The 13,165-nt window shown below is 35.5% G+C and carries 8 protein-coding genes; 5 read left to right on the top strand and 3 right to left on the bottom strand.

Features of this window, described 5'->3' with window-relative positions; genetic code table 11:
- Positions 1-45 precede the first annotated feature (45 nt).
- Positions 46-1,743 (bottom strand): RagB/SusD family nutrient uptake outer membrane protein, encoded by a 1,698-nt coding sequence (locus B0M43_RS11610; protein ID WP_078008233.1) that lies wholly within the window; start codon positions 1,741-1,743, stop codon positions 46-48.
- Between the two features lie 10 nt (positions 1,744-1,753).
- Entirely contained in the window at positions 1,754-4,816 is a 3,063-nt protein-coding gene (locus B0M43_RS11615; RefSeq protein WP_078008232.1) for a TonB-dependent receptor, read from the bottom strand.
- A 645-nt stretch (positions 4,817-5,461) separates the two neighbouring features.
- Here B0M43_RS11615 and B0M43_RS11620 point away from each other — a divergent pair.
- Positions 5,462-6,112: a sugar-binding protein gene (locus B0M43_RS11620; protein WP_078008231.1), complete on the top strand. Its 651-nt coding sequence runs from the start codon at positions 5,462-5,464 to the stop codon at positions 6,110-6,112.
- Between the two features lie 212 nt (positions 6,113-6,324).
- Here the strand turns inward: B0M43_RS11620 and B0M43_RS11625 are convergent, their stop codons facing one another.
- Positions 6,325-7,365 carry a LacI family DNA-binding transcriptional regulator gene (locus B0M43_RS11625; RefSeq protein WP_078008230.1) on the bottom strand — a complete coding sequence of 347 codons (1,041 nt, stop codon included), beginning with the start codon at positions 7,363-7,365 and terminating at the stop codon, positions 6,325-6,327.
- Positions 7,366-7,597: 232 nt separating this feature from the next.
- Between B0M43_RS11625 and B0M43_RS11630 the strand changes: the two genes are divergently transcribed.
- From B0M43_RS11630 to nagB, 4 genes are all read left to right on the top strand, one after another.
- Positions 7,598-8,689: a mevalonate kinase gene (locus B0M43_RS11630; protein WP_078008229.1), complete on the top strand. Its 1,092-nt coding sequence runs from the start codon at positions 7,598-7,600 to the stop codon at positions 8,687-8,689.
- Between the two features lie 9 nt (positions 8,690-8,698).
- On the top strand, positions 8,699-9,574 hold the full coding sequence (locus tag B0M43_RS11635) for a sugar phosphate nucleotidyltransferase (protein ID WP_078008228.1): 876 nt from the start codon (positions 8,699-8,701) through the stop codon (positions 9,572-9,574).
- Between the two features lie 181 nt (positions 9,575-9,755).
- The gene (locus tag B0M43_RS11640) at positions 9,756-11,135 is read left to right on the top strand and encodes a sugar MFS transporter (protein WP_078008227.1); all 1,380 of its coding nucleotides are present in this window, start codon (positions 9,756-9,758) and stop codon (positions 11,133-11,135) included.
- A gap of 27 nt (positions 11,136-11,162) precedes the next feature.
- A complete protein-coding gene (gene nagB / locus B0M43_RS11645) occupies positions 11,163-13,091 on the top strand; it encodes a glucosamine-6-phosphate deaminase (protein WP_078008226.1) in 1,929 nt (642 codons plus the stop codon).
- The last annotated feature ends 74 nt before the right edge of the window (positions 13,092-13,165 follow it).

Below are 13,165 nucleotides of genomic sequence, written 5' to 3' on the forward strand. Positions count from 1 at the left end.
ATCTACCAAATTAGAGAGGCTTCAAAAACAAAACAATTCTAATAATTATGGATTTTGAGTTAAAGTTCCCGGATAGGCATTAATTTCTGATTGCGGAATATATTGAACCACTCTCAAACTTGAAGCTGGCCAGTCTGTCATTGGCAAGTGAGGGCCAGGATAACGACGCGTCATGGTTTGTCCGTTTCTGTAAACATCATAACCTCTATGTGCTTCAAACGCTAACTCTAACTGACGTTCTTCGTCTACTCGCTGTACGGCATTTGTACTATTTAATGATGTATAACCGCCACCAACAATCGATCTTTCTCGAATTATGTTTAAGTTGGTTAAAGCACTATTATAATCACCTTTTTTAACATATGCTTCTGCCATGTTCAAATACATCTCGGCCAATCTTGAAATAGTTGGCGAGTGCAGGTGCGAATCATTGTTTTGAAGAGAACATTTCGTGATATAATACATTGGATAAACACGGTTCAGCAACATCATATAATCTTTTTCGCCTGTATACGTTTTGCCTTCATATACAATCGAATATTGATTTTCGGCTGCATTTACTGCAGTTAAGTTATAATCAGCATTTCCTATTGTGATATAAAATGTACCATTAGGATTTGTTTTTAATGGTTGTTGCATATAGTTGTAACCCGTCTGTGTACCGGTAGCATTTTTAACGTCATAAATAAAACGGAATGCCTGAGTTTTGTTTCCTGCGTCATCTGTGGTATATTGAGGATCGATAAAAGCCCAACGCGCATCTTTCTTTAAACCGGATTTTCTTAGCAAATCAAGATATTTGGCACTGGCATACATTTCGCCCCAGCCTTGTCCCTGAATATTAGCATACATTCCGCCAATTCCATAAAAATGATCGTAACCTGAAAATTCTGATGCCACTTGTTTTACAGCAAAAATCGTTTCGGTTTGCTCATCAGAATCTGGAGCGTAGGTATTAAATTTCATGAAGCTGTCTCTGCTTAATAAATGATATCTTCCGCTTGCTATTACTTTATTTGCGTAGTCTATCGAAAGCGTTGCATATTCCTGATTAGGTGTTTCATACGTTCCGCTCATATACAAATAAACTCTTGAAAGCATTGCCTGAGCAGCTTCTTTTGTTGCATAAGCCGCTTTTCTTTCAGTTGTCATTAAAGCTTCAGCTTTTTTCAAATCACTGATGGCTTGTGCATAAGTATCTTTTACTGTTGACCTGTCCGGAAGATTAAGATTATTTAAATCTGCCGGTAAACCATTTACGATTGGCACTCCTAAATTAGTTTCTGGTGATTGAGAATAAGGTCTTCCGTAAGTACGACACAAATAAAAATAAATCATACCTCTTAAATAGTAAGCTTCACCTAATTGCTGATCCATAGCGGCGCTTTCTCCTTCGGCAATCATTTTCATTAAATCACTTGATTGCGAAATAATTTTGTAACTATTGTTCCAAAAAACAGATAAACGACCGTTGTCCGGAATATGCTGATAGGAGATAAAAGAATAAAAAGCATCTGTAGAGGTACCTCTAATCATGATATTGTCACCCGGATATTCTCCAACCCTGTGCATAACATCAGACCATCCTTTTAATTGTGCGTAACATCCGTTTAGTAAAACTTCGATCGAAGCTTCTTTATCTTGTTCAATTTTGTCTTTTGTATAGGAATCAAATGGCTCTCTGTCTAAATCACATGAGGACAGGAAACTAATTGCCATACATAATATAAATATCTTTTTCATGATTTTGTTTTTAAAGAGTTAAGTTAAGTCCTAATACAATTTTGCGCGTTTGAGGATATACCTGTGTCGCAACACCAGTAATAGCGCCATTTGTAGGAGGTATTTCAGGATCAACTCCGGAATAATGAGTAATCGTAAATAAGTTTTCACCGGCGATATACAATCTTAAATTTGCGATATGCAAACGTTCGATAGGTACATTATAACCTAAAGTGATGCTTCTCATTTTTAGGTAAGTTCCGGTTTCTAAGAAACGTGATGATGCTTTGTTAGAGTTACTGGGATTATTGTAAAGTGCTTGCGGATGCGTTGCAATATCGCCCGGTTTTTCCCAACGGCTCCATCCACTATGAAGGTTCATTTGGTTTCTATCGGTATACGCACCATCAGAATCGAATTCTGCTCTTGCATAATTATAAATTTCACCTCCTACAGAATAACTAAAAATGGCAGCAAAATCAAAGTTCTTGTAATTTACACTCGTAGAAAATCCTCCAAAAAAGTCAGGAGTATAAGCACCAATTACTTTTTGGTGTTTAGAAGCATCACCATAGTTAGAAGTTTTTACACGTTCTCCTGCAGCATTTGTCGTAAACCATTGTGGTTTTCCGTTTTCAGGATCAACACCAGCCCATTCTGTTAAATACCAGCTATCAACATCTTTTCCGGGAGTTAATAATTTTGATGCAGATCCTGCAATACCACTACCATCTCCAACAATAATTTCCTGCTTGCTTCCGTAAAGACTCGTTACTTTATTTTTATTAGTACCAATGTTAGCATCTACAGACCAGTGTAAATTTTCATTTTTAATAATATCAACATTTAAAGATGCTTCAAAACCTCTATTATTTACAGCTCCTACGTTTCTCCAGATACTTGTAACACCAATTACTCCAGGCAATGGTACTCTGTATAATAAATCTGAAGTATTTTTATTATAATAATCCAATGTAATATTTACTCGGTTAAAGAAACTAACATCAACACCTACGCCGCCAGTATATGTTTTTTCCCAGCTTAAATCCGGATTGGCCAATTGCGAAACCAATGCTCCGGGATTTTCATTATAACTTTGAGAGAAAGAATACAAAGGAAGGTGAGGGTACAAACTGTTAGGACGATTTCCTACCGAACCATAACTTGCTCTTAGCTTAAGATTATTGATATAATCGGCATGAAAAAAGGCTTCGTTATGAATGTTCCAACCACCACTTACAGAGAAAAAGTTACCATATTGTGCATTTGCTCCAAAGTTAGAAGCCCCGTCGCGACGAAAAGAAAGTTGTGCTAAATAACGATTGTCATACGAATAATTCACATTCGATAACAAAGACTGCACAGCCCATTGCGATCTGTTACCGCCCACTTTTTCAGGCACCGCAGCAGCATCTGTAACTATAATTCCTGGAGGGATTCCTGTTGCTACGCCAGTACTTGTTTTAGAGTTGTATTCGTTCCATTCATAACCTGCAAGAGCATTAAAGTCATGTTTTCCGAATGATTTATTAAATTTTAATAATTGGTTCGTGTAGATTCTGTTATAAGTAGAAAAGTAATCTTCGATTCGGCCTTTTACCGCTTCTCCCGCAGAAGATCTTGGATCTGAATAATAAGTTGAATTATAATTACCAAAAATGTAATTGTTTACAGAAGAATATGTTAGCCAGCTGTTAAATTTAATATCAAAATCAAGATTTGCCCTAACCGTATAAGATTCAGATTCACCATAATTCCATTGTAAATCATATAAATAGTTAGATCCGGTTGTATTTACCCAGGTTGGGTTTGGCGCGTTTCCTGCCAAAGATCCATCTTCCAAATACGGACTATCCCAAGGCATGTTTCCGTAAAGCGCACCAACAGAATGTTGTTGGTCATCTGTTGTTTCTCTGGTTAAATTTACTTGTGGTCTCAGTGTAAACCAGCTATTTGGTTTGTACTCAAATTTCATCAAACCGTTATATTTTTTGTATTCGTAACCTCTTATAGCACCCGTTTCGTCATAAAGACCAATAGAAACGTAGCTTTTAAAGTTATCTCCGCCACCACTTATGGATAGATTGTAATCCTCTGCAAGTCCGGTTTGTGTACCATTATTCCACCAGTCAAAATTTTGGTTTCTCAATTCCGGTTTCCACCACCAAACATTTTCAAAATCTTGTTTGTTGGCAAACGAATCGTACAAATCATACAATTGCGATCCGTTCATGATTTTAAAATTTCCATTATTGATCGTAGTTAAAGCTGTTTTAGCAGAAAAACTAATTTTAGATTTACCCGCTTTTCCGCTTTTTGTAGTAACCACAATAACACCATTGGCACCCTGTGAACCATAAACCGCTGTAGAAGCAGCATCTTTAAGAACCGTTAACGTTTCGATATCAGATGGATTCATGTTTGCCGAACTATTCCCCACAATAACTCCGTCAATTACCCATAAAGGATCTGTACTTCCGTTAACGGTTGTTCTGCCTCGAATGATTATTTTTCCTACTGCTCCCGGCTGTCCGCCACCAGTATTTACATAAACTCCCGTAGCTTTTCCTGCCAGCATATTTTCTACAGAAGGAGTCGTTACATCTACAATTTTTTTATTGTCTAAAGTTTGCAGCGATCCGGTTAAACTCTCTTTTTTAACCTTAGCATATCCTACCACTACCACCTCGTCCATTTGCTCACCGGCTTCTTTCATTATTACATTAATAGAACCGTTTCCTGCCGCAACTTCCTGATCCTGCATTCCTAAAAATGAAAAAACTAAAATTGTATTGGCATTGGGTACATCAATGGCAAAACTTCCATCCATATCCGTTTGCACTCCTTTTGATGTTCCTTTTATGATCACATTTACTCCAGGAATCGGAATTCCTTTTTCATCGACAACCTTACCCTTCGTTATTTTTTGAAATGCCAGTAAATTGGTTTTGTTTACCGGAATTTCTTTTGAAGGTGCTGCATTGGTAACTTGAAAACTTAAAGACAACAACGAAAGTAATGTTGCTTTTAAACTTTTTTCAAGTACAGTATACAACCTTAAGTTTCCAGGTTTTTTTGAGAATACTTTTTTCATACTCTTTGTTTGGTTTTGGTTAATGAATGTGTTTTTGTTTAGTTATTTTTTTCGATTTTTTTAAAATTTCATCACTCATTTTTTCGCTTTTTTGGTGTAATAAAAAAGACCTTAAAAGCGGTGAAAAAAGGTAAAAAAAGCCATATTATTTTTTTATTCTTCGACGAAACTATAGATTATATTTTTATTAACCAAGAAAAAACACAAAAAATGTGCTCGAACACACAAAAAAAGTGTTCTCGAGCACATAAAATTGTGCGATACGTTTTTTTTAATATAAAATGATGCGATTATTCTAAAAAAAAGCACAAAAAGCACATCGCTTTATTTTAGGCGTATTCGCAACTATGATATTTTATTTTTAAGGAATAAAAACAAGTTGTTTGTATTTCTAAGAATATCGCAATCATCAATTAATTTGTTTAATAATAAATCAAACTTTTAAAGGTTTTAATTTGATCCGTTTTTTCTTATTTTTTACTTTTTAAATAAAAAAGCAATAAAAAACAGCAATTAGGTTTTAAATAAAAGTTTGACTTATATTAGCGTTTTTATAAGAAGATTTTTTAAGGCGATTTTCTGTCCTTTGAAATGATTAAAATGCGTTAGGATTTTGTTTTCATTAAATAAATTTTTCCAAAAAATATGCACGAAATTTTAAAAGAATATCAGGTAGTTTTAATCGATAAAAAACAAAAAAATGATGAAGCTATTTTGACTTCTTCATTATGGGAAAAAGCAAATTGTTTAACTGATTTTTGTTCTCCCTGGAAAAGTGGTTCCTTTTCGAAAATTGAATTTAGGGCGCTTCATGATCTCGAAAATTTCTATTTTAGTTTTAGGGTTTTTGATACCGATATTTATATCGATCAAAAAGACAATAGTTTCCTGAGTATAGGAAACTCAGATCGGGTAGAACTATTTTTTAGAACCAATGAATCCTTAAATCCTTATTATTGCCTTGAAATGGATACATCAGGCCGAATAATGGATTTTAAAGCACTTCCTCAAAAGAATTTTGATTTTAACTGGAAATGGCCTAAAAAGGATATAAAAGTAAAAACGGCAAAGGATGAAATTTCATTTATTGTTGAAGGCAGCATTAGTATTCAATCCCTAAAAGATTTAAATTTAATTCATAACAATACAATTGAAGTCGGAGTTTTCAGGGCAAAATTCTCTCTGGTCGAAAATCTGCAATACGATGCCACCTGGATTTCGTGGGTAAACCCAAATACTGAAACGCCTAATTTTCATATCGCTTCTTCGTTTGGGAAGTTTGTTTTTAGCCACTAAGGCGCAAAGGCACCAAGTTAAAAAGCTTTATTTTTAAAGTTAGTTTGTCGCTGGTTTGTCATTTCGACCGAAGGGAGAAATCACACAAGTAAATCGACAAAGTTTAGCAATATTCATGCGGAATTTCTCTTGTGATTTCTCCCTTCGGTCGAAATGACAAAAAATGAGAAACTATATAAAAAAACTTTGTGTCCTTGTGTCTTCGTGGCAATTTACGATACGTAAAAAGAAGCATTCTCTACATTAATAATATCAATAGGCAACAAGATCGTTTCCGGGATATCTTTGCGGAACAAAAAATGCTCTACCAAAGTACTAACACCTAAATAAGCTTGTCTTTTTTGATTTTGATGAATTAAAAAATGCACCAATCCCTGATTCAGGAAGTTGACATTCTTTTCGACTAAATCGTAACCAATAATGGCAATTTTTTTATTTTTTAAAGGAGCTAAAATCGAAGCAATCTGATATGCTTTAGAAGTTGTGATAAAAATTCCCTTCAGGTTTGGATTTTCTTCCAAAAAGGCCGAAAATTTACTTTCGACATTAGGATGTTTTAATTTTAAAGTAGTTAAAGAAAAATCGGCAATTTTCTTTTCGTCGAAATAATGTCTGAAACCCTTTTCTTTTTCCTGCATGTGAACCGCATTTTTTACGCTTTCATCTATATGAACAATCGCAATTTGCCCTTCAGTTAAAATCAAATTTATTAAACTGGCGGCGACACGACCACTTTTATGTAAATCCTGCCCCACAAAACTCTTAATAGATTCGCTTTCAATTTGGTTATTAAAAGTGTTTACTATTATTTCCAGTTCATCGTATTGTTTTACGATTTCAAGCGTTTCCTTATGAAATAAAGGAGCAATTAAAACAGCATCTGGCGATTGTTTAAGAATCGTTTCATGCGTATTTAAAAACGATTTTTTACTTTCAGGATTAAAGTAATGGGTTTCTATAACAACACCGTACGCTTTAAACTCAGTTTTGGCTTCCTGAATTCCGTTTACGCACGGCAGCCAATACGGATCTATTTCCGGATCCGGAAGCAAAACGCAAATACGGTAAACTTTGGTGTTTTTTAAATTACGGGCAATTAAGTTAGGCTCATAATTAATGACGTTCAAGACTTCATTAATTTTATCCAGCGCCGTAGGAGAAACTTTTCCTCTGTTATGCAAAACACGATCTACAGTTCCTTTAGAAACTCCTGCCATTTTTGCTATATCCTTAATAGTGTACTTTTTATCCATATAAGCAAATATAGAAACTTTGGTTTAATTATTTAAAAAAATATTGTTCGAATTAATAAGTGTGCTCGAGAACATTAATTTAGTGTGTTCGAGCACATTTTTAGTTTTTTTCTTGGTTTATAAAAATATAATCTATAGTTTCGTAGAATCAAAACCAAAAAAACAGTGTAAATTCTTAACCTATTAATGTTGTAATTATTTGTATTGCAATGTTTTATTATAAAATTTATAAGTGAAAAAAATTACTTCATTAGCTCCCGGCCGAACGTGCCTCTTTGGGGATCATCAGGATTATTTAGGATTGCCGGTTATAGCCTGTGCAATCGATCGAAATATAAAACTAACCGCTGAACAAAATAACACCAATACGTTTGTGCTGAACATGATCGATATTGGCGAAATCAGGGTCATTGATATCGATGCTACTTTCGATACCTTAGAGCCTCGCGATTATTTTGCCTCTTCGTTACGCGTTTTGCGGCGATATGGTTGTGTACCCAATGTAGGTTACACCATTACCATTACAGGAGATATTCCTATAAATTCAGGAACATCGAGTTCATCGGCTTTATTGATGGCCTGGATTCGTTTTTTGATTGATGCTTTTGGAGTTGATCATGAAGTCACTCCTGAATTTATAGCCAAAGTTGGATATGAATCTGAAGTTTTAGAACACGGAGAACCAGGCGGAATGATGGATCATTTTAGCATTGGGGTAGGGAATGTGGTGTACATTAATACAAAAGAACCTTTCTCGTTTAAAGTAATCAGATCAGATCTTAAAGGTTTAATAACAGGAGTTTCGGGTGTTCCCAAAGAAACGATTGGATTGATTGGCGAAATAAAAGGAAACGCTTTAATGTCTATTGGCATTGTAAAACAAAATTTCTCTGATTTTGATTTGAATACTTCTGAAATAGAAGATATAGATCGCTACAGAAATTGTTTACCGGATCGATTGATTCCCTTTTTCGAAGCTGCGCTAAAAAATTTCCATTATACCAAAGAAGCTTTAAAAGAATTCGAAAAGCCAGTTTTAGATCTCAAAAAAATTGGTGCATTAATGAATCAGCATCACGAAGTTTTGCGTGATTTATTGAAAATTACAGTACCAAGAATCGACGATATGATCAATGCAGCTTTGCGTGCAGGAGCATACGGAGCTAAAATTGTAGGCTCCGGCGGTGGCGGAAGCATTGTTGTAATTGCAAATCCTGAAAAAGAAGCTGCCGTAATCGAAGCTATTTTAAAAGCCGGTGCAGAGGAAGCTTATGCAGTTGCTGTAGATCCGGGTGTGAGAATTATAGAAAATATTGAAATTTAAAAAATAAATATGCACAACAATTTAGTTATTCTGGCAGGTGGAGCATCATCCCGAATGAAAAAAGAATCCGTTCTCGATAATTTATCAGCAGAAGAAATCGCTCAGGCAAACGAAAGAAGTAAAGGTTTAATTGGCGTTGGCGCAAGCGGAAGACCTTTACTGGATTATCTTTTATTGAATGCCAAAAAAGCGGGATATAAAAATATCTACATTATTATAGGAGAACAAGGGGAGTTGTTTAAGGAATTTTACGGAAGCCAAAATCTAAATAATGATTTTCACGGACTCAATATTTCCTTTGCCGTACAATATATTCCTGACGGAAGATTAAAACCTTTTGGTACGGCAGATGCTTTGTTTCAGGCGGTTGAACAATTTCCGGAATTAAATACGCAACAATATTCGGTTTGTAATAGTGACAATTTATATTCGGCGAAAGCCTTATTAGCACTTAGAGAAACAACCAGTCCTAATGCTTTTATCGCTTACGATCGTGATGCATTAGAATTTCCGTCTGAAAGAATTTCGCGTTTTGCCATTGCTAAATTAGATCACAACAATCAATTATTAGACATTCTTGAAAAACCTTCTGCCAATATTTTAGCGGATTATAAAGATGTTGAAGGAAAAATAAGAGTGAGTATGAATGCTTTTAAATTCAACGGAAGTACATTATATACTCATCTTAAAAATTGTCCCGTTCATCCCGAAAGAGATGAAAAAGAGCTGCCAACCGTACTTTTAAATTCGGTAAAAGAACATCCAAATACCACTTTGGGAATTCCGTTTTCAGAGCACGTTCCGGACTTAACCGCCAAAGAAGATATCGCCGATGTCAAAGCATATTTAAAGCAACATTATCCTGTTTTGGACTGGCAAGCCTAGAAAAAATTAACAAAAAATTGATATCTAATTTACCAGTAAGTACAACTTATTGGAGTACTTTTGCTTTAAATTTGCAAAAAAAATGCAACAAACTGTGTTTAATTGCGATATATTTGCAAAAGTGTTGATGGTATTTTAGGTAGAAATAAGAACTAATCTATTAATAATCAACCAAAAAAATATGTCAAACATTGAAAGTGCAATACAAATAGAAAAACGGAGTACTATTATTCCAATGGTCATTTTAACCGCTTTATTTTTTATTCTCGGTTTTGTTACCTGGCTCAACGGTCCGTTAATACCATTTTTTCAATTGGCTTGTGAGTTAACCTCTTCTCAGGCCTATTTTGTAACTTTTGCTTTTTACATCGCTTATTTTTTAATGGCAATTCCGTCATCATGGGTAATCGAAAAAGTAGGGTATAAAAATGGTATTTCGTTAGGATTATTGATCATTGCTGCGGGCGCATTTATGTTTTATCCCGCTGCCGAAAGCCGAACTTTTGTATTGTTTTTAATTGCATTATTTGTAATGGGAACCGGTTTGGCCATTTTGCAGACAGCATCAAATCCGTACGTGGTGGTTATTGGTCCAAGAGAAAGTGCAGCAGCGAGAATTAGTGTTTTGGGAATTGCAAATAAAATGGCAGGATTCGTAGCTCCGCTGATATTAACAGCTTTGGTTTTGTCTAATATGCAGGAGTTTACAGCAGATAAAATAGCATTGTTGGATTCGGTTTCAAAATCAAATGCTCTAAATTCTCTTGCATTGCAATTACAAAGACCTTACCTTTATATGGGATTGATTATAATGGTTTTGGCACTTTTAGTGAAGTTATCGCCGCTTCCTGAAATTGATTTGGATGAAGAAGGAAATGTGACACATTTGAGTATTTTTAAACAAATGAGAAATGCGTTCAAACGCCCTCAATTGGTTTTAGGAGTAATTACGTTAATGCTCTATTTATCTGCCGAAGTTTTGGCCGGAGACTCTATAGGAGGTTTCGGAAAAGAATTAGGAGTTTACGGAAAAGAAGGGAATTTTTATTTAAAGTTAACTTCTTTCACAATGTCGGCAATGGTTGTGGGATATATATTAGGAATAACATTAATACCTAAATATCTGTCGCAAGTCACGGCGCTAAAGGCATCCGGAGTTTTAGGCGTAATTTTAGTTTTGGCAATCGTTTTTATTTCGCCAAAAATAATGTTTCAGTTACCCGGAATTCCAAATTTACCGGTGGTGATACTTTTAGTAGCATTACTGGGGTTGGCAAATGCATTGTGCTGGCCTGCAATCTGGCCAATGGCGCTGGAAGATTTGGGAGGCTATACTAAAATTGGAAGTGCAATTTTGATCATGGGTATTATAGGAGGAGCCATTTTTCCTTTGTTATACGGATTGATCACAGAAAATATAAACGCATCAAATATCGCAAACGGAACCGTGGAAATTTCGAAAAGCGGAAATCAGATTGCTTATTTAATGTTGTTGCCATCTTATTTAATGATCCTTTTTTACGCTATAAAAGGACATAAATATCGAAGTTGGAAAATGTAACGAGAGGAATTAAAAAAAAACTATATCATGTTAAAAAGTAAAACAGACAAAGCGACAGGATTCGAGAAACGATTTGAAAACATCAATACAATTGTTTTCGAAAATTCAGGCGAAGCATCAAAAGCAGTAGCGCAGGAAATCGCAGCTTTAATTCAATCCAAACAAAAAGAAAATCAGCCTTGTATTTTAGGACTTGCAACAGGATCTTCTCCTAAAGGATTGTACGCTGAATTGGTTCGCTTGCATAAAGAGGAAGGTTTGAGTTTTAAAAACGTAATCAGTTTTAACTTGGATGAATATTATCCAATGGAACCAAACTCAATCAATAGTTACGTTCGTTTTATGAAAGAATTACTGTTTGATCACGTTGATATTTTACCTGAAAACGCTCATGTTCCGGACGGACTTTTAACAAAAGAACAAATCGCAGATTATTGCCACGAATACGAAGCTAAAATTGAAGCTCTTGGCGGAATTGATCTTCAGATTCTGGGAATTGGTGGTAACGGACATATAGGTTTTAATGAATCAGGTTCGTTACAAAACTCTAAAACCCGTTTGGTCGCTTTAGATCATATTACAAGAGTAGCTGCAAGTAAAGATTTCTTTGGTTTGAGCCATACACCAAGAACTGCTATTACTCTTGGAGTAAAAAAAATCATGGAAGCTAAAAGAGTGATCTTATTGGCCTGGGGGGAAGGAAAAGCAAATGTGGTAAAAAGATCTGTAGAAGATGAAGTTACGAATAGAGTACCCGCTTCATTTTTGCAGGAGCACAACAATGCCGTTTTTATTTTAGATAAAGAAGCTTCTTCAAAACTTACCAGAATCAATAAACCTTGGTTGGTAGAAAAAGTAGAATGGACAGATAAACTGACTCGTAAAGCAGTTTTAGGTTTGGCACTTCAGCTTAAAAAACCAATTTTAATGTTGACAGATGCTGATTATATCGAACACGGAATGAGTGATTTATTGGCTGATTCCGGTCCTGCATACGACATCAATATTAAGATTTTTAATAAATTACAAAATACAATTACAGGCTGGCCAGGCGGAAAACCAAATGCAGACGATTCTAACCGTCCTGAAAGAGCAGAACCAGCCAAAAAACGTGTATTGATTTTTAGTCCGCATCCTGATGATGATATCATTAGTATGGGAGGGACTTTTATGCGTTTGCAAGATCAGGGACATGAAGTGCACGTTGCGTATCAAACTTCGGGAAATATCGCTGTAGCGGATGATGAAGCGTTGCGTTTTGCAAGATTCGTAATTGATTATAATGAAAAATTTGGGATAAAAAGTCCTGAAGCAGATGACATTTACAAAAAAGCCCAAACTTTCCTTGAGAATAAAAAGAACAGTGAAATAGATATTCCGGAAGTTCGTTACATCAAAGGATTAATTAGAAAAGGTGAGGCGAGAGCAACAAGTCATTTTGTAGGTTTAACAGATGATCAGATTCATTTTATGGAATTGCCTTTTTATGAAACCGGAACAATCGAGAAAAAACCAATCGGACAAGAGGATATTCAGTTGACAATGGATTTAATCGAAAAAATCAAACCACATCAAATATATGCTGCAGGAGATTTAGCAGATCCACACGGAACGCATAAAGTTTGTTTGGATGCTATTTTTGAAGCGGTAAAAGCACTTAAATCAAAATCGTTCATGGATGATTGCTGGTTATGGTTGTACCGTGGAGCTTGGCAGGAATGGGGAATTGACGAAGTCGAAATGGCTGTACCAATGAGCCCTGATCAGGTTTTGGCAAAACGTCACGGAATCTTTAAACACCAATCGCAAAAAGATGGTGTTGTTTTTCAGGGAACTGATGCCCGCGAATTCTGGCAAAGAGCCGAAGACAGAAATGCAGAAACTGCTGCTTTGTACCAGGAATTAGGTTTGGCAACGTACGCAGCGATGGAAGCTTTCGTGAGATGGCACTATTAAGATTCTGAGTTGCTGAGGTTCTAAGATTCTAAGCCTTTTAAGCCTTTTTAAAATATTCGCCACGAATTCACGAA

This window comes from Flavobacterium sp. KBS0721, from assembly GCF_002007065.3.
GTDB classification, from domain to species: Bacteria; Bacteroidota; Bacteroidia; order Flavobacteriales; family Flavobacteriaceae; genus Flavobacterium; species Flavobacterium piscis.